This is a genomic window from Escherichia sp. WS1451 (assembly GCF_046487365.1).
Classification (GTDB): domain Bacteria; phylum Pseudomonadota; class Gammaproteobacteria; order Enterobacterales; family Enterobacteriaceae; genus Escherichia; species Escherichia coli.
Genome location: NZ_JBJQJP010000007.1, coordinates 96283 through 120078 on the forward strand (window position 1 = coordinate 96283; position 23796 = coordinate 120078).

Here is a 23796-nt window from a genome sequence, read left to right on the forward strand (position 1 = left end):
CGTCGCATCAGGCAATGAATGCGAAACCGCGATGTAAATAACGACAAAAACAAAATTGGCCGTTTCGGTCAGGGCCAACTATTGCCTGAAAAAGGGTAACGATATGAAAAAATTAACCTGCTTTAAAGCCTATGATATTCGCGGGAAATTAGGCGAAGAACTGAATGAGGATATTGCCTGGCGCATTGGTCGCGCTTATGGCGAATTTCTCAAACCGAAAACCATTGTGTTAGGCGGTGATGTCCGCCTCACCAGCGAAATCTTAAAACTGGCGCTGGCGAAAGGTTTACAGGATGCGGGCGTCGATGTGCTGGATATTGGCATGTCCGGCACCGAAGAGATCTATTTCGCCACGTTCCATCTCGGCGTGGATGGCGGCATCGAAGTTACCGCCAGCCATAACCCGATGGATTACAACGGCATGAAGCTGGTGCGCGAAGGGGCTCGCCCGATCAGCGGCGATACCGGACTGCGCGACGTCCAGCGCCTGGCAGAAGCCAACAACTTCCCCCCCGTCGATGAAACAAAACGTGGTCGCTATCAGCAAATTACCCTGCGTGACGCTTACGTTGATCACCTGTTCGGTTATATCAATGTCAAAAACCTCACGCCGCTCAAGCTGGTGATCAACTCCGGAAACGGCGCAGCAGGTCCGGTGGTGGACGCCATCGAAGCCCGCTTTAATGCCCTCGGCGCACCGGTGGAATTGATCAAAGTGCACAACACGCCGGACGGCAATTTCCCCAACGGTATTCCTAACCCGCTGCTGCCGGAATGCCGCGACGACACCCGCAATGCGGTCATCAAACACGGCGCGGATATGGGCATTGCCTTTGATGGCGATTTTGACCGCTGTTTCCTGTTTGACGAAAAAGGGCAGTTTATCGAGGGCTACTACATTGTCGGCCTGCTGGCAGAAGCATTCCTCGAAAAAAATTCCGGCGCGAAGATCATCCACGATCCACGTCTCTCCTGGAACACCGTTGATGTGGTGACTGCCGCAGGCGGCACCCCGGTAATGTCGAAAACCGGACACGCCTTTATTAAAGAACGGATGCGCAAGGAAGACGCCATCTACGGTGGCGAAATGAGCGCCCACCACTATTTCCGTGATTTCGCTTACTGCGACAGCGGCATGATCCCATGGCTGCTGGTAGCCGAACTGGTGTGCCTGAAAGGAAAAACGCTGGGCGAACTGGTACGCGACCGGATGGCGGCGTTTCCGGCAAGCGGTGAGATCAACAGCAAACTGGCGCAACCCGTTGAGGCGATTAATCGCGTCGAACAGCATTTTAGCCGCGAGGCGCTGGCGGTGGATCGCACCGATGGCATCAGCATGACCTTTGCCGACTGGCGCTTTAATCTGCGCTCCTCCAACACCGAGCCGGTGGTGCGGTTGAATGTGGAATCGCGCGGTGATGTGCCGCTGATGGAAGCGCGAACGCGAACTCTGCTGACGTTGCTGAACGAGTAATGTCGGATCTTCCCTTACCCCATTGCGGGTAAGGGGCTAATAACAGGAACAACGATGACAAATCTAAAAAAGCGCGAGCGAGCGAAAACCAATGCATCGTTAATCTCTATGGTGCAACGCTTTTCAGATATCACCATCATGTTTGCCGGACTATGGCTGGTTTGCGAAGTGAGCGGCCTGTCATTCCTCTACATGCACCTGTTGGTGGCGCTGATTACGCTGGTGGTGTTCCAGATGCTGGGCGGCATCACCGATTTTTATCGCTCATGGCGCGGTGTTCGGGCAGCGACAGAATTTGCCCTGCTGCTACAAAACTGGACCTTAAGCGTGATTTTCAGCGCCGGACTGGTGGCGTTCAATAATGATTTCGACACGCAACTGAAAATCTGGCTGGCGTGGTATGGGCTGACCAGCATCGGACTGGTGGTTTGCCGTTCATGTATTCGTATTGGGGCGGGCTGGCTGCGTAATCATGGCTATAACAAGCGTATGGTCGCCGTAGCGGGGGATTTAGCCGCCGGACAAATGCTGATGGAGAGCTTCCGTAATCAGCCGTGGTTAGGGTTTGAAGTGGTGGGCGTTTACCACGACCCGAAACCGGGCGGCGTTTCTAACGACTGGGCGGGCAATCTGCAACAACTGGTCGAGGATGCGAAAGCGGGCAAGATTCATAACGTCTATATCGCGATGCAGATGTGCGACGGCGCGCGAGTGAAAAAACTGGTCCATCAACTGGCGGACACCACCTGTTCGGTGCTGCTGATCCCCGATGTCTTTACCTTCAACATTCTCCATTCCCGTATCGAAGAGATGAACGGCGTACCGGTGGTGCCGCTGTATGACACGCCGCTTTCCGGGGTTAACCGCCTGCTAAAACGTGCGGAAGATATTGTGCTGGCGACGCTTATTCTGCTGCTGATCTCCCCGGTGCTGTGCTGTATTGCGCTGGCGGTAAAACTCAGTTCACCAGGACCGGTTATTTTCCGCCAGACTCGCTATGGCATGGATGGCAAGCCGATCAAAGTGTGGAAGTTCCGTTCGATGAAAGTGATGGAGAACGACAAAGTGGTGACTCAGGCGACGCAGAACGATCCGCGCGTCACCAAAGTGGGGAACTTTCTGCGCCGCACCTCGCTGGACGAATTGCCGCAGTTTATCAATGTGCTGACTGGCGGGATGTCGATTGTCGGTCCACGTCCGCACGCGGTGGCGCATAACGAACAGTATCGACAGCTCATTGAAGGCTACATGCTGCGCCATAAGGTGAAACCGGGCATTACCGGCTGGGCGCAGATTAACGGCTGGCGCGGCGAAACCGACACGCTGGAGAAAATGGAAAAACGCGTCGAGTTCGACCTTGAGTACATCCGCGAATGGAGCGTCTGGTTCGATATCAAAATCGTTTTCCTGACGGTATTCAAAGGCTTCGTTAACAAAGCGGCATATTGATATGAGCTTACGTGAAAAAACCATCAGCGGCGCGAAGTGGTCGGCGATTGCCACGGTGATCATCATCGGCCTCGGGCTGGTGCAGATGACCGTGCTGGCGCGGATTATCGACAACCACCAGTTCGGCCTGCTTACCGTGTCGCTGGTGATTATCGCGCTGGCAGATACGCTTTCTGACTTCGGTATCGCTAACTCGATTATTCAGCGAAAAGAAATCAGTCACCTGGAACTTACCACGTTGTACTGGCTGAACGTTGGGCTGGGGCTTGTGGTGTGTGTGGCGGTGTTTTTGTTGAGTGATCTCATCGGCGACGTGCTGAATAACCCGGACCTGGCACCGTTGATTAAAACATTGTCGCTGGCGTTTGTGGTGATCCCCCACGGGCAGCAGTTCCGCGCGTTGATGCAAAAAGAGCTGGAGTTCAACAAAATCGGCATGATCGAAACCAGCGCGGTGCTGGCGGGCTTCACTTTTACGGTGGTTAGCGCCCATTTCTGGCCGCTGGCGATGACCGCGATCCTCGGTTATCTGGTCAATAGTGCGGTAAGAACGCTGCTGTTTGGCTACTTTGGCCGCAAAATTTATCGCCCCGGTCTTCATTTCTCGCTGGCGTCGGTGGCACCAAACTTACGTTTTGGTGCCTGGCTGACGGCGGACAGCATCATCAACTATCTCAACACCAACCTTTCAACGCTGGTGCTGGCGCGTATTCTCGGCGCGGGCGTGGCAGGGGGGTACAACCTGGCGTACAACGTGGCCGTTGTGCCACCGATGAAGCTGAACCCCATCATCACCCGCGTGTTGTTTCCGGCATTCGCCAAAATTCAGGACGATACCGAAAAGCTGCGTGTTAACTTCTACAAGCTGCTGTCGGTGGTGGGGATTATCAACTTTCCGGCGCTGCTGGGGCTGATGGTGGTGTCGAATAACTTCGTACCGCTGGTATTCGGCGAAAAGTGGAACAGCATTATTCCGGTGCTGCAATTGCTGTGTGTGGTGGGGCTACTGCGCTCCGTGGGTAACCCCATTGGTTCGCTACTGATGGCGAAAGCGCGGGTCGATATCAGCTTTAAATTCAACGTATTCAAAACATTTCTGTTTATTCCGGCGATTGTTATTGGTGGGCAGATGGCGGGCGCAATCGGCGTCACGCTCGGTTTCCTGCTGGTGCAGATTATCAACACCATTCTGAGCTATTTCGTGATGATTAAACCGGTTCTTGGTTCCAGTTATCGCCAGTACATCCTGAGTTTATGGCTGCCGTTTTATCTCTCGCTGCCGACGCTGGCGGTCAGTTATGCACTGGGCATTGTGCTGAAAGGGCAACTGGCGCTGGGGATGCTGCTGGCGGTGCAAATAGCCGCAGGCGTGCTGGCGTTTGTGGTGATGATTGTGCTGTCACGCCATCCGCTGGTAGTGGAAGTGAAGCGTCAGTTTTGTCGCAGCGAAAAAATGAAAATGCTTTTACGGGCGGGGTGAATGGCTGTTTTCGGTTCCGGCAACGAACACAACAAACATAGCCTCACCTGGCATCAAATTTATGAGGAAAAAATGAAATTACTTATTCTGGGCAACCACACTTGCGGCAATCGCGGCGACAGCGCCATCCTGCGCGGCTTACTTGATGCCATCAACATCCTCAATCCACACGCCGAAGTGGACGTGATGAGTCGCTATCCGGTCAGTTCTTCCTGGCTGCTCAACCGTCCGGTAATGGGCGATCCGCTGTTCCTGCAAATGAAACAACACAACAGCGCGGCGGGCGTGGTTGGGCGCGTTAAAAAAGTTCTCCGTCGCCGCTACCAGCACCAGGTATTGCTCTCACGCGTCACCGACACTGGCAAGCTGCGTAATATCGCCATCGCCCAGGGATTCACCGACTTCGTGCGCCTGCTGTCAGGTTACGACGCCATTATTCAGGTCGGCGGATCGTTTTTTGTCGATCTCTACGGCGTTCCGCAGTTTGAACACGCGCTTTGCACTTTCATGGCGAAAAAGCCGCTATTTATGATTGGTCACAGCGTTGGTCCATTCCAGGATGAGCAATTTAACCAACTGGCGAACTACGTATTCGGTCACTGCGACGCGCTGATCCTGCGCGAACCGGTCAGCCTTGATTTGATGAAACGCAGCAATATCACTACCGCAAAAGTTGAACATGGCGTCGATACCGCGTGGCTGGTCGATCACCACACAGAAGACTTCACCGCCAGCTATGCCGTTCAACACTGGCTGGACGTTGCCGCACAACAGAAAACGGTAGCAATTACCCTGCGCGAACTGGCACCGTTCGACAAACGTCTCGGCACCACTCAGCAAGCGTATGAAAAAGCCTTTGCCGGGGTGGTCAATCGCATTCTCGATGAAGGGTATCAGGTGATTGCGCTCTCCACCTGTACGGGTATCGACAGCTATAACAAAGACGACCGCATGGTGGCGCTCAACCTGCGCCAGCACATCAGCGATCCTGCTCGTTATCACGTGGTGATGGATGAACTCAACGATCTGGAAATGGGCAAAATCCTCGGTGCCTGTGAACTCACCGTCGGTACGCGCTTGCACTCTGCCATTATCTCGATGAACTTTGCCACTCCGGCGATTGCCATCAACTATGAACATAAATCCGCCGGGATTATGCAACAACTGGGGCTACCAGAGATGGCAATTGATATCCGTCATTTATTAGACGGCAGCCTGCAAGCGATGGTTGCGGATACCTTAGGCCAGCTTCCTGCGCTGAATACACGACTTAACGAAGCCGTCAGTCGTGAGCGTCAGACAGGAATGCAGATGGTGAAATCTGTGCTTGAGCGCATCGGGGAGGCGAAATGAAGGTCGGCTTCTTCTTATTGAAATTTCCGCTGTCGTCGGAAACCTTCGTTCTTAACCAAATCACTGCGTTTATTGATATGGGCTTTGAGGTGGAGATTGTCGCGCTGCAAAAAGGCGACACCCAGAACACCCACGCGGCATGGACGAAATACAACCTTGCCGCCAGAACCCGCTGGTTACAGGACGAACCTACGGGCAAAGTGGCGAAGCTGCGCCACCGCGCCAGCCAGACCTTACGCGGCATTCATCGTAAAAATACCTGGCAGGCGCTCAACCTCAAACGCTATGGTGCCGAGTCGCGGAACCTGATTTTGTCTGCCATTTGCGGCCAGGTCGCAACACCGTTTCATGCCGATGTGTTCATCGCTCATTTTGGCCCTGCGGGGGTAACCGCAGCAAAACTACGGGAACTGGGTGTCATTCGCGGCAAAATTGCCACCATTTTCCACGGCATTGATATCTCCAGTCGGGAAGTGCTCAACCACTACACCCCCGAATATCAACAACTGTTTCGCCGTGGCGACCTGATGCTACCGATAAGCGATCTGTGGGCCGGAAGGCTGCAAAAAATGGGCTGCCCGAGGGAAAAAATCGCCGTATCGCGCATGGGCGTGGACATGACGCGCTTTAGCCCGCGTCCGGTGAAAGCGCCCGCAACGCCGCTGGAAATCATATCTGTCGCACGCTTAACCGAGAAAAAAGGCCTGCATGTGGCGATTGAAGCCTGCCGTCAGCTGAAAGAGCAGGGCGTGGCATTTCGCTATCGCATCCTCGGCATTGGCCCGTGGGAACGACGCCTGCGCACCCTCATCGAACTATATCAACTGGAAGATGTGGTAGAGATGCCGGGCTTTAAACCGAGCCACGAAGTGAAAGCGATGCTCGACGACGCGGATGTCTTCCTGTTGCCATCGGTAACGGGCGCGGATGGCGATATGGAAGGCATTCCGGTAGCGCTGATGGAAGCGATGGCGGTCGGTATTCCAGTAGTTTCCACTCTGCATAGCGGAATACCGGAACTGGTGGAGGCCGATAAATCCGGCTGGCTGGTGCCTGAGAACGATGCTCGTGCACTGGCGCAACGACTGGCGGCGTTTAGCCAACTGGACACCGACGAATTGGCTCCGGTCGTCAAACGCGCGCGCGAAAAAGTCGAACACGATTTTAACCAGCAGGTGATTAACCTAGAACTCGCCAGCTTGCTGCAGGCTTTATAGAGGAGAACGTATGCCATTTAAAAAACTCTCCCGACGCACATTCCTGACGGCAAGCTCGGCGCTTGCCTTCCTCCATACCCCTTTCGCCCGTGCACTTCCCGCCCGACAAAGCGTTAACATTAACGACTACAACCCACACGACTGGATCGCCTCATTTAAACAAGCCTTCAGCGAAGGGCAAACAGTCGTCGTGCCTGCCGGATTGGTTTGTGACAATATCAACACTGGCATCTTCATCCCCCCCGGCAAAACGTTACACATCCAGGGAAGCCTGCGCGGCAACGGCAGAGGGCGTTTTGTCTTACAAGACGGCAGCCAGGTGACAGGGGAGAAGGGCGGCCGTATGCATAACATCACCCTGGATGTGCGCGGTTCTGACTGCATCATCAAAGGGTTGGCGATGAGCGGTTTTGGCCCGGTAACGCAGATTTATATCGGCGGCAAAAATAAACGCGTCATGCGCAACTTGACCATCGATAACCTGACCGTCAGCCACGCTAATTACGCCATTTTACGCCAGGGATTTCATAACCAGATTATCGGTGCCAACATCACCAATTGTAAGTTCAGCGACTTACAGGGCGACGCCATTGAATGGAATGTAGCAATCAATGATCGCGACATTTTGATATCCGACCATGTCATCGAGCGCATCAACTGTACTAACGGCAAAATCAACTGGGGTATTGGCATAGGACTGGCAGGAAGTACTTACGATAATAATTATCCGGAAAACCAGGCAGTGAAAAACTTTGTCGTTGCGAATATCACGGGATCAGATTGTCGGCAATTGATCCATGTTGAAAATGGCAAACATTTTGTTATCCGTAATATCAAAGCTCGTAATATCACGCCGGATTTCAGTAAGAAAGCAGGTATTGATAACGCCACGGTTGCTATTTACGGTTGTGACAATTTCGTGATTGATAATATTGAAATGATTAATAGCGCCGGGATGTTAATTGGCTATGGGGTAATTAAAGGCAAATATCTTTCGATACCGCAAAATTTCCGAGTGAATAATATTCAACTGGATAACACCCATCTTGCTTATAAATTGCGCGGCATCCAAATCTCCGCCGGGAATGCTGTCTCCTTTGTGGCACTGACTAACATTGAGGTGAAGCGTGCGTCGCTGGAGTTACACAACAAACCGCAACATCTTTTTATGCGAAATATCAAAGTGATGCAGGAATCCTCTGTTGGACCCGCATTGAGCATGAACTTCGACATGCGCAAAGACGTTCGCGGCATGTTTATGGCGAAAAAAGAAACACTGCTGTCTCTTGCAAATGTTCATGCGGTGAATGAAAAAGGACAAAGCTCCGTCGATATCGACAGGATTAATCACCATATTGTTAATGTGGCAAAGATTAACTTTAGATTGCCGGAACGGAGGGAGTAGATTTGCGACCATTCCTGGAAAAATGGAGCCATACTTAGGAACAATGCTACTGCAATCCACAACGAAGCGGCGTAACATCACAAGTAATTCAGTAATCAATTCAGGGTAATTGATGCTGGCGAAAAAAATCGAACAAGCTATAATTCAGCAACCATTTTACAGGTGGATGAAATAATGACGAATTTAAAAGCAGTTATTCCTGTAGCGGGTCTTGGGATGCATATGTTGCCTGCCACTAAGGCGATACCCAAAGAGATGCTACCGATCGTCGACAAGCCAATGATTCAGTACATTGTTGACGAGATTGTGGCTGCAGGGATCAAAGAAATCCTCCTGGTAACTCACGCGTCCAAGAACGCGGTCGAAAACCACTTCGACACCTCTTATGAATTAGAATCTCTTCTTGAACTGCGCGTGAAGCGTCAACTGCTGGCGGAAGTACAGTCCATCTGTCCGCCGGGCGTGACCATTATGAACGTGCGTCAGGGCGAACCTTTAGGTTTAGGCCACTCCATTTTGTGTGCACGACCCGCCATTGGTGACAATCCATTTGTCGTGGTACTGCCGGACGTTGTGATCGACGACGCCAGCGCCGACCCGCTGCGCTATAACCTTGCTGCCATGATTGCGCGCTTCAATGAAACGGGCCGCAGCCAGGTGATGGCAAAACGTATGCCGGGCGATCTCTCTGAATACTCCGTCATCCAGACTAAAGAGCCGCTGGACCGTGAGGGTAAAGTCAGCCGCATTGTTGAATTTATCGAAAAACCGGATCAGCCGCAGACGCTGGACTCAGACATCATGGCCGTGGGCCGTTATGTGCTTTCTGCCGATATTTGGCCGGAACTTGAACGCACGCAGCCTGGTGCATGGGGACGTATTCAGCTGACTGATGCCATTGCTGAACTGGCGAAAAAACAGTCCGTTGATGCCATGCTGATGACCGGCGACAGTTACGACTGCGGTAAAAAAATGGGCTATATGCAGGCGTTTGTGAAGTATGGACTACGCAACCTGAAAGAAGGGGCGAAGTTCCGTAAAGGGATTGAGAAGCTGTTAAGCGAATAATGAAAATCTAACCGAATGTAACGGTTGATAAGAAAATTGTAACGGCAGTGAAGATTCGTGGCGAAAGTAATTTGTTGCGAATATTCCTGCCGTTGTTTTATATAAACAATCAGAATAACAACGAGTTAGCAATAGGATTTTAGTCAAAGTTTTCCAGGATTTTCCTTGTTTCCAGAGCGGATTGGTAAGACAATTGCGTTTGAATTTTTCGGGTTTAGCGCGAGTGGGTAACGCTCGTCACATCGTAGACATGCATGCAGTGCTCTGGTAGCTGTAAAGCCAGGGGCGGTAGCGTTGTTAATTTTAATCAAAAACAAGTGGCGTGGAAAATTGACTAGTATAAGAGAATGTAATATAAGAATTGGTATAGCTTTTATGTTACGTCATATAAAAATGAAACAAGTTTATATATCGCTTTTATGCAGTGTGAATTATTTTTAAAAAATTGAATAAAACTCATAATGGAAAATGTGTGGTTATAATATGCGAAGAAAAAAAGTTCTGGTTGTATTCGGTACTCGTCCTGAGGCAATAAAAATGGCGCCTTTGGTTCAAACGTTACACTCAGATTCGAGGTTTGAGTCAAGAGTTTGCGTAACCGCACAGCATAGGGAGATGTTAGATCAAGTTTTGGATCTTTTTGAAATTGAACCTGATTATGATCTCAACCTAATGAGGACTGGTCAAACATTAAATGATATAACTGCACGTATAGTTACAGAATTAAAATCTGTCCTACAAGAATATAAACCTGATATTATAATAGTTCATGGCGATACAACGACAGCATTGGCAGCCTCTTTATGCGCTTATTATGAAAAAATACCCATTGGGCATGTTGAAGCGGGCTTAAGAACCGGAAATATATATTCACCTTGGCCGGAGGAAGGTAACCGAAAACTAATAGCATCAATTGCAACTTACCATTTTGCACCAACTGAAACATCAAAGCAAAACCTATTGGCTGAAAATATTCAAGAGAAGAATATATATGTGACAGGTAATACTGTTATTGATGCACTTTTCATGATTTATGAAAAAATTAAAAAAAATACAAAGTTAAAAAGAAAACTTTCAAAATTATTTCCTTTCATAAATGAAAGCCAAAAGATAATATTAGTGACAGGGCATAGAAGAGAGAATTTTGGAGAGGGGTTTGAACGAATTTGCAACGCTTTAGCACAAGTTGCAAAAAAAAATAAAAATGTTCAAATAATTTATCCAATGCACTTAAATCCTAATGTTCGTAAACCTGTCACGGATATCCTTGGTAATATAGAAAATGTTGCTCTTATTGAGCCGCAGCAATATTTACCATTTGTTTATCTAATGAATAAAGCGCATATAATTGTCACTGATTCAGGAGGGATACAAGAAGAGGCACCATCTCTTGGAAAACCGGTATTAGTGATGCGAGATACTACAGAAAGACCCGAAGCCGTGATCTCTGGAACGGTGAAGCTAATTGGGACTGATGTGGAAAAAATCACCCGGAATATAAATATTTTACTTACAAATGAAATTGAATATAAGAAAATGAGTAAAGCTCATAATCCTTATGGAGATGGCTATGCCTGCAAAAGGATTCTGAATGGTTTGATGAATTTGAATGTTGATTAGGAATTTTATATGTCTTTTGAAAAAATAGCAGTAATTGGTCTTGGATATATTGGGTTACCCACAGCAGCAATGTTTGCTTCATGCAAAAAAAGAGTAATTGGGGTTGATATTAATAAAAAAATAGTAGACATAATTAATAATGGTAAAATTCACATTGTTGAGCCTGATTTAGATGCATTAGTAAATAAAGCGGTGTCTGATGGATATTTGAAAGCTTCGCTTGTCGCTGAATCAGCAGACGCATATCTCATCGCGGTACCAACTCCTTTTTTACCTTCTATAACTGATGACATTCCTAAACCTGACTTGTCATATATACAGTCGGCTTGTAAAAAAATATCACCAGTACTTAAAAAGGGGGATTTGATAATTTTAGAATCAACTTCTCCTGTGGGTACTACTGAAATGATATCAACATTGCTTTCTAGAGAACGAACTGATTTAGCTTTCCCACTGAATGCGGATGATTTAGCAGATGTAAATATTGCATACTGTCCAGAAAGGGTTCTTCCTGGAAAGGTTGTAAGAGAGTTAGTTGATAATGATAGAGTAATCGGAGGGATAACACCTCGCTGTTCAGAAAGAGCTGTTGAGCTTTATAAAATTTTTGTGAAGGGGGAATGTGTTATAACAAATTCAAGAACTGCTGAAATGGCAAAGCTGACAGAGAACAGTTCTAGAGATGTTCAAATTGCATTTGCTAATGAGCTTTCAATGATATGTGATAGATTAAATATAAATGTATGGGAATTAATATCTCTTGCAAATCGACACCCAAGAGTAAATATTCTACAGCCAGGGCCAGGAGTTGGTGGTCATTGTATTGCTGTAGATCCTTGGTTTATCGTATCACAAACGCCTGATCAAGCTCAATTAATTCATACGGCAAGAATAGTAAATGATTTGAAGCCGACTTGGGTTATTAATAAAATAAAAGTTGCAATTGCTGATTTTTTGCAAAAAAATCCAAGAAAAACAACTAAAGATATAACGATAGCTTGTTTTGGTCTTGCATTTAAAGCAGATATTGATGATTTAAGAGAAAGTCCAGCAATGAAGATTGCTGTGCAACTTGCTAATGAGCATGCGGGAAAAGTAGTTGCAGTTGAACCTAATGTTAAAGGCTCATTTATCAATGAAATCGCTCTGGTAAGCTTTGAAGAGGCTCTAAATATAGCGGATATAATAGTGATTCTTGTTGATCATAAAGAGTTTAAAATGGCCAAATCAGAAATAATTGGTGATTTTGTTATAGATACGAAAGGGCTTCTTTAATATTTCCCGCCCATGAGAATGGGCGGTTGATAAAGGTGATTTTTATGAAGGTTTTATTTGCAGCTCCTCCTTACATAAACTTAGATAAAAGTGCTGGTGGTGTTTTTAATGAAATGAAAGCGAGGGAAAAGGCACTGCGTAAAGTCGGGGTTGAAGTAGAATATCTTAATCTTGAGAAAAGCCCTGAATGGAGCACTATCGATATATGCCATTTATTTATGGCTAATGAAGGCAGCTATGCTTTAGGTGTCAAACTCAAAGCAAAAAAAAGATTAATTGTTAGCCCAATAATTGATAGAGCTTCTAATATTATTGTTTTAAAAAGTTTTCTGAAGATATCAAAAGGTATTCCTTATTTTTATTCTAATTTTGAACGTTGCTATGAATTGTGCTCAATAGCTGATGGAATAATGGTAAGAAGCGATGAGGAAAAAGGGAAAGTTGCGAAAGTTTTTTCAATAAATAAAAATGTTGAAGTGATTAAAATACCATTCATGTATAATAACAGGAATACAAAAAAGAAAGAAGAATTTGTTTTTTTTCTAGGTGATATAAGCAATCCTAGAAAAAACTTGAAGAGGTTGATTAGCATATGTGAGAAGACAAACACAAAACTTGTGGTTGCTGGTGTAAAAGGTGAGGGAACCTATGGGGATGATGTTATCAGGTTAATAAAGAATAGTAAAAATGTTGATTATGTTGGAAAACTATCAGAATACGAGAAATATGACTATATGAATAGAGCTAAAGTTTTTGCTCTCCCTTCGTTAATTGAAGGGGTTGGTTTATCCGCATTGGAAGCATTGGAGTTTGGTTGTAATGTAGTCATAACAAAACATGGCGGAGTGAGAGATTATTTTGCAGATGATGTACTTTATGTTGATCCGAAGGATGAGAATGATATTGGGGATGCAATTAATAAAGCTTTAAATAAAGATTTTACTTACAAACAAAATGATGATGTTACTTTTGAGCATGTTGGCAAAAATATGTTAAATTATTACATGGATGTTCTTAAAGATGGATAACATTTTATTTATTGGTCACCATTTAGTCGTCAGAAATTATCAGGAATTGATTGATGAAGTGGCTATTCAGCTAAGAGGTAAGAATCATGTATATTTGATTACACCTAAATATTATAAGGAGAAAGTATTAACGCAAGCTGGGGATTTTGGATCGGGTAATTTCTCGCATATAAAATTATCTACAGTTCTGAGTAAGCAGGGAAGGCAACACGCACATTTTTATATCGGACTCAATCGACATATAAAAAAAATAAAACCTAAGCTTATATATTGTATGGAAGAGCCTAATTCTGTAGTTAGTGCCCAAGTGTGTTATTATGCAAAAAAAAACAGGATAAAAGTTGTCCTTTGGTCAGCATTAAATCAATTTAGAAATTATAGGCATTATAAATATATCGATCCAAGAAGATATATTTTTACGGCTTGCTTAAATTACACATTCAAAAACAGTCTTGCTATAAATGCTCTAGATAATTCTGTGGCAAAGGTGCTGCTGGAAAAAGGATATACTGGGCGCATTTTTATTAATAATACTTTTGGTGTGAATAAGTCATTTTTTACTAAGCCTAAGCTTGTTAAAGATAAATGTTTGAAAATTATCTATGTTGGGGTATTAGAAAATTATAAAGGGGTTGATTTTTTAATTAGCGCTATTAAGGGCGAGAATGTGAGGTTAGATATAATAGGAGATGGAACCCAAAGAAAAAAACTTGAATTATTGGCAAAAGGTAAAAATATAGGTTTTCATGGTTTTCAAGATCAAAGCTATATTGAAAATATAATGAGGAGTTCTGATGTTTTAATATTACCCTCAGTTCCAGTTGACGGATACTTGGAACAATTTGGACGAGTTTTAATTGAAGCGATGGCTAGTGGTTGTTGCGTTGCCGGTTCCTCGATCGGTGGAATTCCTGCCGTTATAGCTGAAAATGGTTTTTTATTCGAACATTCTAATGTAACTGCAATTGAGGACATAATAAATGAACTAAAAAGCGATTCTGAAAAGTTATTCTTGTATAAAGATAAGGGGTATAAATACGCTTTGGATACATACTCTTACAATTCTGTAGCAAAAAGAATTGTTGAGCAAATGGAAATAATGTTGAATGAATGTAATTAAAAGGTTTAAATTTGATGTGGCAGGCTTGGCACTTTACAAATTCATTCAGGTTTTGTCGACTATTATAATAACTAAGATATTGTTACAGCAGTTTAGTGTTGATGAATATGCCCAGATAATTATTTTGACAACAATTTCTCAATTTGTACTTATAGATACAGGAACTGGGGATTCCTTAAAAAAACATATACTTGCTGGAGAAAAAGAAGTAAATAACTTAATTGTTAATGGCTTTTGTATTACGGCAGTACTTTCTTTACTTATAAGCTTTTTTTTGTATTGTTTTACATATTTTATTCCCACAACTCAAGATGTTAATAAAAATAGTCTTATAATTGTCTTTGCTATGTCGTTTTTAGTTATGCCTTTTAAAATATGTCGGGAGGTATTATCTTCATATCAAAAAACATATATCCACTCTGTCTTTTTAATTATTTTCACTATTATGGGGACGCTTTATTTTTTATTGTTTAATGTCAAAAGCCCTGTACAGGCTGTGATCGCTCAGCAAGCGTCTATTGTATTGGGAAATATAGGATGTATGATATATCTTTTATATAGATTCAATTTCAAATTTACTGATATTTCAATTAGCTTACGGCAATTGTCCAGATTATTTCCAGATTCAGCTCGTTTTTTTATTATAGGGCTAAGTTTAATGATAATAAATGGAATTGATCTATTGTTGCTAGATAGTTTTGGTGCTCAAAGTGATGATATTACGGAAGTGTCATTAATATTAAAAATATGTATATACATGCATACTTTTTTTATGTTTGTAATCTATCCAAGTTGGCCGTTATTAAATTATTTAAAGAGAAATGAAGCATTAAAATATAAAAAGGTAAAACTTTGGTTGAGTTTTTTTATTGTGATAGGTGGCGCTATTGTTAGTATTATTCTATATCTTTTATATGGAAGAATAATTTCTTACTGGACAAATGTAGATATAAAATTGCAATCAGAGGTTGCTGCTGGTTTTATTTTATTTACTTATTTTCGATTGTTAGCTGATTATATTGATTATTTTTTACGAAGTGAGAATATATTTCAGATTCAAGCAATAAGTACTTTTGCTGAAGCATTATTTCATATCATTTTAGGATATATTGGGTGGTGTTTTTCAGGAGTTTTAGGGTTTTCACTTAGCCTCCCATTGTCAACAATAATTTGTCGAATTCTTCCATACTTAATAACTTACTCTAAAAATAGAGAAGCATTAAAATGCAAACCTTAAACAAGTTTAAATTCGAATCATTGGTATTATGCTTTGTATTGCTAATATATCCCTTATTTATTAGAGATACGCTCTTTAGTTTGAAAATTCAGTACATACTAAACTTTTTTTTTATTTTATTAGCAGTGTATGGAATCGTTAGGTTTAATTTAAGGTTGACTAAAAGTGGAAAGGCACTCTTATTATTCTCAACATGGATGTTTGTTGTGCTTATAATTGGCTACTTAACTAACTTTCAAGAACAAAACAATGAATTAAAGGTGCCGCCTTTTTTTGCGATTAATACAGATGGTGAACTTGCCGATAACTATTTTAATCAGGGCGAAATATATATTAATGTGATGTATATCGGCAGAATGATTATTTTTATACCACTAGCATTTTTTCTTGGGACATCCTTTAAAAATGTTGAGAACGAATTTATTAGCAAGATTATCTGGTTGTTTTTAATTTGTTCTTTTTTAAGTGTATCATATGACTTTTTTATAAGTGGTAATGTTCGAAGTAGTGGGCTTTATCAAAATCCACAAGATATGAGTGCGATAGTATTATTCTATTCTTGTTTATATATGATAGTATCAAAAGGGAAGCAAACTTTATTTTTAATTTTATTTTTATTACTTTCATTTGTTACTATAATAATGACCGGTACACGGAGTAGTTTATTGGTTTTTATCATATTGACTCTATTGCAAAGAAAACCAAAATTATTATTTTTATTATCGTTATTACTAACAATCATTATATCTTTATTTTTACCATATTATTTTTCCATAATAAATAACATTCAAATCACCTCAATGTCATCAACAATCGTGAGGTTAAAGCTATGGGGGGAGTATTTAATTCCTCGTATTGCAGAAAACTTTATTTTGGGGGTTGGTACTGTGCCAGTTGTAACCGAAAACTTGCTTTTATTTTTACTTTTTGTTTTTGGTTTTATAGGGGTGTTTTTATTTATTATTTTTATTTATCGATTGATAAAATATTCAACGAAACGTAAAGACATTACACTTATTATATCAGTAATTATACTTCAGTCGATTTATTTTATGGGGCTTCTATCATTAGATAATATAGTTGTAACATTCTTCGTTCTTGGTCTAATCTCTGGTTGCAATATTAAGTTAAATAATGAATAACAGTCGCCAACATTTGCCTAAATGCATTTCTATAATTAATAAATTGTAAGTGTGGTTTTTATGTATGAAGTGACTTTTTTATTAATTTGATAAGTTAAGTGAAGAGATCTATTAAATGTTCTACAGGCAATTGCACGGCATGCGAGGATTAGCTTCGCTGATGGTTTTTTTCGCGCATATAACAGCTGGTTATAGCTTGCATATAAATAACTTCCTTGGGATGTATAACGACCCAAATAGTATTCAGTTTATAATCACAAATATTGGTACCTACGGAGTAGAAGTATTTTTCTTTCTAAGCGGCTTTGTGATATATAAAGCATCAAAAGCTGAACCCGAGAAAGTTTTTTTTAAAAGGCGATTTTTTAGAATTTATCCTGTTTTTATATTATTCACAATTATATTTTTAGTGTTGAATGTACTTACAAACTCAAAACCAGAATTGAATAATATTCAGGTTATATTTTTAAACATCACATTTTTGAATTTGTTTTTTAATAGCCCTGCTTTAACTCCCAATTCTTGGTCGCTTACTTATGAAGTAATATACTATTTTTGTACCTTCTATATTGTATCATCTTATACACCAATAAGAATGATGACAATAAAAAAAACATTGGCAATAATAATATTTATCTGGATGGTGGTTTGTTTCCCGGTGACATTGTATTTTATTCTGGGTGGCGTAGTTTCAAGATATATCTTTTATATTGAAATATATCTTGCTAAACTCGGAACTTTTACTATAAATTCTATATTTCTTATTTTATTATTATGTCTAATAATTATTATATCGCAAGGTGAAACTATGGAATGGTCAACAGCGCTGGGTTCATTACGTAGCACAATAATTTCACCATTGCTTTTAACGGCATGTATATGCTTAACATTTTCACGAAGGCTTTATGTTACAAAGTTTCTTGAGTCAAAGATAATGCTTTTCTTTGGAACTATTAGTTATACACTTTATCTTCTTCATCCATATGTTTATAAGATAATTCAGATTATAACAATAAAGATTATTTACTATGATATCAATATTTATGCCCTTTTTTGGAGTTTTATGGTTGCTTGTACATTAGTGACAATTGCTATTTCTAAAGTTATATATAAATATTTTGAATGCCCGATCTACAGTACTTTTTGCAGTAAATCTTTGTTCAAGTAAATACTTAAGTTGGATTTCTCGTGAATATATACAAAAAAGCTATTGTTATATCTGGTTGCTGGCCTGGCAAAGGTAAGGGTTATGAAATTGCTTGTAACGCAACCTTAAATTTTTATAGTAAATATTATGATGAAATAATCTATTTTGGTCCAAGAGATGAGTTTAAAGATTCCGAATATACAAATTCATTCACGAATGTTACCTTTATTGATAGTAAATTTGACAGAACTTCAATAGCATTCCGTTTTTTCAGATCTCTTTTCTCATCTTATCCTGCAATATGTGTAAGGTTTTTTAAGGCAAGAAAACAATTATTGAATACAATATCATCATTAGGGGTTTCTCAGTTTGATGTGATTTATGAAGATATACCTACTACGTATTTTATGAAATCGATAAAAAGAAAATTCCCTCACACAAGGCACATTGTTCGTAGCCATAATGTTGTTTATAAAGGTTTTTTGGGAATGAAAAATCAAGGAAATATTTTACTTAGGTATGCTTGGTCTTTTGAATTAACTAAGATTCTCAAGCAAGAGAAGGTTTCTTTTGAGTGTTCTGATTTATTTATCGCAATATCAAAAGATGACATTCTTGAATATAAGAAAATTGGTATTGATGTAAAATATAGCCTTGGTGTTTTTATTCCTGAAAACGAAAATTCTCATTTGAGAGTTAATGATAATAATTTAATTCATATTGGTACTGCAGATCTCAGAAAAGCAAGTGCTTTAAAGTTATTTATTGATACTTCCTGGCCGCGTATACATATTGAGCACCCTAATATAAAGTTATTTATTGCTGGAAAAGATACTGAAAAATTTCATCAGCCTAATATTGGAATTTATGGTCTCGGCAAGATTAAAAATGAATCTGATTTATTCAAGAAAGGCTCAATATTTATCAATCCGCAGCTTAATGGATCAGGTATTAAGATTAAAAGTCTAGTAGCTTTGAATTATTCAAAATGTCTTGTATCCACGAAAACTGGAGTTGAAGGAATTGATCTAATCAATCAATCAGAAGGAATTATATGTAATGATTGTAGTGAGATGACTGATGAGATTATCAGTTTACTTTATAATGAAAAAAAAATACGACAAATTGCTGAAAATGGGAATAAGAAATATAAATCAAATTTTACTTTTGATGCTTTCATGAAAAATGCAGAGTTTGTTTGGAGAATGCTTTGATTTATAGATTCAGTGATTTTTATAAAAAGTTATATTTAATATTTCACACTGTAAAGTATATGAAGTTACGACAGATTATAAACAGGTTAATTAGAAAATTCAAAAAAATCAAAATATGTTATTCAAGCAAATACGAACTTCGACAACGAGTGGGGCAATGGTTATGTATGGAGATGTATCCGCAAACATATTATGGCAATATGACGTTTAAGTTTTTAAATTTTCAATTATCAATAAACTCATGGAATGATCATAAGTGTAGTAAATTATGGCTATATAATTTACATTACTTTGATGATCTCAATGCTTTTAATAGTAAAAAACGTAAAATATTGCATTTGGAGCTTATTCATAATTGGATCGAAAATAATCCCCCATTAAAAGGTAATGGTTGGGAACCTTATCCGACCTCATTACGAATTGTAAATTGGGTGAAGTATATATTATCAAATAATATTAATGATGAAAATATTTTACGGAGTTTATACATACAGGCTCAAGTACTGTCTCAAATGTTAGAGTTTCACCTATTTGGCAACCATTTATTTGCAAATGCGAAAGCGCTTATTTTTGCGGGAGTTTTTTTTTCTGGTAAACAAGCGGATTATTACTTAGAACTAGGATTAAATATTCTTGATAAAGAGCTTAATGAACAAATTCTTTCTGATGGAGGGCATTTTGAAAGAAGTCCCATGTATCATAATATTATCCTTAATGACATATTAGATTTATGTAATCTTGCACAAGTATATGAGATTGTTCATCTTAGGAAAAGATTAAATATATGGACTGCGAAAATTTATAAAATGCTTGAGTTTTCTTCGGCAATGTCGCATCCTGATGGTAATATTTCTTTTTTTAATGACTCAACGTTTGGTATTTCGCCTACGCATTCTCAACTTATGCTTTATGCTAAAAGTTTATTTGATATTAACGAAGGCGATTTAATTTCTTCAGATAATCCTATCAATTATATCTTTTTCAAAGAATCTGGCTACGTTTCGGCATCAACTACAAACTCAAAAGTAATTATGGATATTGCTAAGGTAGGTCCTGATTATATACCTGGACATGCACATGCTGATACTCTAAGTTATGAGTTGAGTATTTTTGGGGAGCGTGTAATTGTAAATAGTGGTATAAATCAGTATGGTCTAAGCGAATTACGTCTTGAGCAAAGGAAAACAAAATCTCACAATACAATTGAAGTTAATAACATGGATTCATCGGAAGTATGGAGTGGATTCAGAGTTGCAAAGAGAGCAAATCCAAAAGTAATAGATATATCACTAAGACATGAAACACTTTTAGTTGAAGGGAGTCATGATGGTTATAAAAAATTCTCAGGTAAAATTATCCATACAAGGAAATGGATACTAAGCGATAATCAATTAATTATAGATGACTTTATTTGTGGTACTTTCCAAACTGCGATTTCATACTTGCATTTCCATCCTGACATTAGTTTAGATGTTATTGATGGTGGAGTTCGTTTGAAATTAAAATCAGGAAAAATTGTTACTTTATACATTCCTTGTCCATTTACGGTAGATGATTCGTTCTGGTATCCAGAATTTGGAGTATCTAGATTAAACAAAAGAATTATTATACATCTAATAAAAGATCAACTCACAGTCACTTTTAGGTGGTAAAGCAATGCACATACTCTTTCTAACTGATAATTTTCCTCCTGAGGGTAATGCACCGGCGTCACGTACTTACGAACATGCGATCCGATGGGTTAAAAAAGGGCATTCAGTAACAGTAATTACATGTGCGCCGAATTTTCCAGAAGGTAAGGTCTTTTCGGGTTATAAAAATAAAATATATGATGTGTCTTATATTGATGGAATTAAGGTGGTTAGAGTCAAAACTTATATAACAGCAAATGAAGGATTTATTAAACGAATTTTGGATTATATGTCTTTTATGTTTTCTGGTTTCATTGCAGGACTTTTTCAAAGGAAAATTGACATTGTTGTTGCGACTTCTCCACAATTTTTCTGTGCTTGTGCGGGGTGGGCATTATCTTTCTGTAAACGAAAGAAATTTATATTTGAACTTAGAGATATTTGGCCTGCATCCATAACAGCAGTTGGTGCAATGAAAAATAGTAGCATTATAAAACTTCTTGAAAAAATAGAAATGTTTCTCTATCGTCGAGCTGATACTATTATATCTGTTACTAATTCATTTAAAAGTGAATTAGTGGCAAGAGGTATTGATGGAGATAAGATAGAGATTGTTCTAAATGGAGTCGACCTAAGTCGATTTCAACCTACAACTATAAAAGATCGTGAACTTGCAACTCGTTATGGTTTACATGATAAGTTTGTAGCTGGATATGTTGGAACTCATGGATTGGCACATGGGCTTGAGCGTATAGTTGAAGTTGCAGAAATATTAAAAGACAATGATCATATTCGTTTTGTTTTCGCTGGTGGTGGCGCTACAAGAAATAAAATTGTTGAACTTGTAAAATCAAAAAAATTGGGGAACGTAATCCTTATAGACAGACAGCCAAAAGATATGATGCCTAGAATTTGGTCTTTATGTGATGTATCCCTTGTTCCGTTAGTTAATAATAGTCTATTTAAGACTGTAATACCCTCTAAAATATTTGAATGCATGGCAATGGGAATTCCTACAATTATGAGTTTACCTGAAGGAGAAGCTACTGATATCATTAGAAAAACTAATAGTGGTATTACAGTCGAATGTGAAAATGCAAATGAAATAGCTCGAGCAATAATGAAGCTGTCATATGACCAAGAAATTTATAAAAAATTTCGAATCTCTAGTATTAATGCTGCAACATACTATAGTCGGGATTCAATGGCTAAGAAAATGATTGAGGTTATCGAAAAATATGAGAAATAAAATCTACTGTGATAACAACGTTATGACGTCTACTGAAAGCGAATCGATATTGATATTAGTTGGAGTGCCGCGTTGCTTTTAAGTTTTAGATAAAATTTCTCCTGGAGATTATTAAGGTTATAAAAGAAAACTATCTTGCTGAATATCATATCCGTCATTACTAATATTTAGAGCGATTTCTGACATTAATTGCTCAAAATTCATTTTTACTAATTGTGATTTATTAGTAACTGGGATTTACTTTCAATATTAGCTATTCGAAATTAGCCTCAAATCTTATTGTAAGAGACTTATAATGCAAAAAATTACATGTTTTAAAGCCTATGATATTCGCGGGAAATTAGGCGAAGAATTGAATGAAGATATCGCCTGGCGTATTGGGCGCGCCTATGGCGAATTTCTCAAACCGAAAACCATTGTGTTAGGCGGTGACGTCCGCCTCACCAGCGAAACCTTAAAACTGGCGCTGGCGAAAGGTTTACAGGATGCGGGCGTCGATGTGCTGGATATCGGTATGTCCGGCACCGAAGAGATCTATTTCGCCACGTTCCATCTCGGCGTGGATGGCGGCATCGAAGTTACCGCCAGCCATAACCCGATGGATTACAACGGCATGAAGCTGGTGCGCGAAGGGGCTCGCCCGATCAGCGGCGATACCGGACTGCGCGACGTCCGGCGTCTGGCAGAAGCCAACGATTTTCCTCCCGTTGATGAAACCAAACGCGGTCGCTATCAGCAAATCAACCTGCGTGATGCATACGTTGATCACCTGTTCGGTTATATCAATGTCAAAAACCTTACGCCGCTCAAGCTGGTGATCAACTCCGGGAACGGCGCAGCGGGTCCGGTGGTGGACGCCATCGAAGCCCGTTTTAAAGCCCTCGGCGCACCGGTGGAGTTAATCAAAGTGCATAACACGCCGGACGGCAATTTCCCCAACGGTATTCCTAACCCGTTGCTGCCGGAATGCCGCGACGACACCCGTAATGCGGTCATCAAACACGGCGCGGATATGGGCATTGCCTTTGATGGCGATTTTGACCGCTGTTTCCTGTTTGACGAAAAAGGGCAGTTTATTGAGGGCTACTACATTGTCGGCCTGCTGGCAGAAGCATTCCTCGAAAAAAATCCCGGCGCGAAGATCATCCACGATCCACGTCTCTCCTGGAACACTGTTGATGTGGTGACCGCCGCGGGCGGCACGCCGGTAATGTCGAAAACCGGACACGCCTTTATTAAAGAACGTATGCGCAAGGAAGACGCCATCTACGGTGGCGAAATGAGCGCCCACCATTACTTCCGTGATTTTGCTTACTGCGACAGCGGCATGATCCCGTGGCTGCTGGTCGCCGAACTGGTGTGCCTGAAAGAGAAAACGCTGGGCGAACTGGTGCGCGACCGGATGGCGGCGTTTCCGGCAAGCGGTGAGATCAACAGCAAACTGGCGCAACCCGTTGAGGCGATTAACCGCGTGGAACAGCATTTTAGCCGTGAGGCGTTGGCGGTGGATCGCACCGATGGCATCAGCATGACCTTTGCCGACTGGCGCTTTAACCTGCGCTCCTCCAACACCGAACCGGTGGTGCGGTTGAATGTGGAATCGCGCGGTGATGTGCCGCTGATGGAAGAAAAGACAAAACTTATCCTTGCGTTATTGAACAAGTAATTCAGTAATTTCATATAAATA

The 23796-nt window shown here is 41.2% G+C and carries 18 protein-coding genes; all 18 read left to right on the forward strand.

From position 1 onward, the window contains the following. Window positions 1–103: 103 nt before the first annotated feature. The 18 genes from cpsG (ACJHX7_RS11415) to cpsG (ACJHX7_RS11500) all read left to right on the forward strand — a co-directional run bounded on the left by cpsG (ACJHX7_RS11415) (window position 104) and on the right by cpsG (ACJHX7_RS11500) (window position 23775). Window positions 104–1474: a colanic acid biosynthesis phosphomannomutase CpsG gene (gene cpsG, locus ACJHX7_RS11415; RefSeq protein ID WP_094029859.1), complete on the forward strand. Its 1371-nt coding sequence runs from the start codon at window positions 104–106 to the stop codon at window positions 1472–1474. 54 nt (window positions 1475–1528) lie between these two features. Next, on the forward strand, window positions 1529–2923 hold the full coding sequence (gene wcaJ, locus ACJHX7_RS11420) for an undecaprenyl-phosphate glucose phosphotransferase (protein WP_000183120.1): 1395 nt from the start codon (window positions 1529–1531) through the stop codon (window positions 2921–2923). A 1-nt stretch (window position 2924) separates the two neighbouring features. Further along, complete coding sequence (gene wzxC, locus ACJHX7_RS11425) at window positions 2925–4403, forward strand: colanic acid undecaprenyl disphosphate flippase WzxC (RefSeq protein WP_000058490.1); 1479 nt, start codon at window positions 2925–2927, stop codon at window positions 4401–4403. Window positions 4404–4475: 72 nt separating this feature from the next. Further along, window positions 4476–5756 carry a colanic acid biosynthesis pyruvyl transferase WcaK gene (gene wcaK / locus ACJHX7_RS11430; protein WP_094029899.1) on the forward strand — a complete coding sequence of 427 codons (1281 nt, stop codon included), beginning with the start codon at window positions 4476–4478 and terminating at the stop codon, window positions 5754–5756. Further along, a complete protein-coding gene (wcaL, locus tag ACJHX7_RS11435; RefSeq protein ID WP_094029860.1) occupies window positions 5753–6973 on the forward strand; it encodes a colanic acid biosynthesis glycosyltransferase WcaL in 1221 nt (406 codons plus the stop codon). Before wcaK ends, wcaL begins: the two co-directional genes overlap by 4 nt. A gap of 10 nt (window positions 6974–6983) precedes the next feature. Continuing rightward, a complete protein-coding gene (wcaM, locus tag ACJHX7_RS11440; protein WP_410231605.1) occupies window positions 6984–8378 on the forward strand; it encodes a colanic acid biosynthesis protein WcaM in 1395 nt (464 codons plus the stop codon). A 174-nt stretch (window positions 8379–8552) separates the two neighbouring features. After that, window positions 8553–9446, forward strand: a complete 894-nt coding sequence (gene galF / locus ACJHX7_RS11445) for a UTP--glucose-1-phosphate uridylyltransferase GalF (protein ID WP_410231607.1) — start codon at window positions 8553–8555, stop codon at window positions 9444–9446. A 483-nt stretch (window positions 9447–9929) separates the two neighbouring features. After that, entirely contained in the window at window positions 9930–11066 is a 1137-nt protein-coding gene (wecB, locus tag ACJHX7_RS11450; protein ID WP_024190247.1) for a non-hydrolyzing UDP-N-acetylglucosamine 2-epimerase, read from the forward strand. A gap of 9 nt (window positions 11067–11075) precedes the next feature. Next, window positions 11076–12341: a UDP-N-acetyl-D-mannosamine dehydrogenase gene (gene wecC / locus ACJHX7_RS11455; RefSeq protein ID WP_032218267.1), complete on the forward strand. Its 1266-nt coding sequence runs from the start codon at window positions 11076–11078 to the stop codon at window positions 12339–12341. Window positions 12342–12385: 44 nt separating this feature from the next. Continuing rightward, window positions 12386–13369, forward strand: coding sequence for a glycosyltransferase family 4 protein (locus tag ACJHX7_RS11460; protein ID WP_094029862.1), 984 nt, complete (start codon window positions 12386–12388; stop codon window positions 13367–13369). Then, the gene (locus ACJHX7_RS11465; protein WP_032218263.1) at window positions 13362–14489 is read left to right on the forward strand and encodes a glycosyltransferase family 4 protein; all 1128 of its coding nucleotides are present in this window, start codon (window positions 13362–13364) and stop codon (window positions 14487–14489) included. The genes ACJHX7_RS11460 and ACJHX7_RS11465 overlap by 8 nt, the downstream gene beginning before the upstream one ends. After that, a complete protein-coding gene (locus tag ACJHX7_RS11470; protein ID WP_094029863.1) occupies window positions 14476–15726 on the forward strand; it encodes a hypothetical protein in 1251 nt (416 codons plus the stop codon). The genes ACJHX7_RS11465 and ACJHX7_RS11470 overlap by 14 nt, the downstream gene beginning before the upstream one ends. Window positions 15727–15923: 197 nt before the next feature. Continuing rightward, window positions 15924–16868 (forward strand): hypothetical protein, encoded by a 945-nt coding sequence (locus ACJHX7_RS11475; RefSeq protein ID WP_226256083.1) that lies wholly within the window; start codon window positions 15924–15926, stop codon window positions 16866–16868. 139 nt (window positions 16869–17007) lie between these two features. After that, a complete protein-coding gene (locus ACJHX7_RS11480) occupies window positions 17008–18036 on the forward strand; it encodes an acyltransferase family protein (protein WP_228335936.1) in 1029 nt (342 codons plus the stop codon). Window positions 18037–18056: 20 nt separating this feature from the next. Then, window positions 18057–19229: a glycosyltransferase gene (locus ACJHX7_RS11485; protein WP_042023111.1), complete on the forward strand. Its 1173-nt coding sequence runs from the start codon at window positions 18057–18059 to the stop codon at window positions 19227–19229. A 167-nt stretch (window positions 19230–19396) separates the two neighbouring features. Continuing rightward, window positions 19397–20881: a heparinase II/III family protein gene (locus tag ACJHX7_RS11490; protein ID WP_240090901.1), complete on the forward strand. Its 1485-nt coding sequence runs from the start codon at window positions 19397–19399 to the stop codon at window positions 20879–20881. Window positions 20882–20885: 4 nt separating this feature from the next. Continuing rightward, the gene (locus ACJHX7_RS11495) at window positions 20886–22109 is read left to right on the forward strand and encodes a glycosyltransferase family 4 protein (RefSeq protein ID WP_021526175.1); all 1224 of its coding nucleotides are present in this window, start codon (window positions 20886–20888) and stop codon (window positions 22107–22109) included. Between the two features lie 295 nt (window positions 22110–22404). Beyond that, window positions 22405–23775, forward strand: a complete 1371-nt coding sequence (gene cpsG / locus ACJHX7_RS11500) for a colanic acid biosynthesis phosphomannomutase CpsG (RefSeq protein WP_094029864.1) — start codon at window positions 22405–22407, stop codon at window positions 23773–23775. Window positions 23776–23796: the final 21 nt, after the last annotated feature.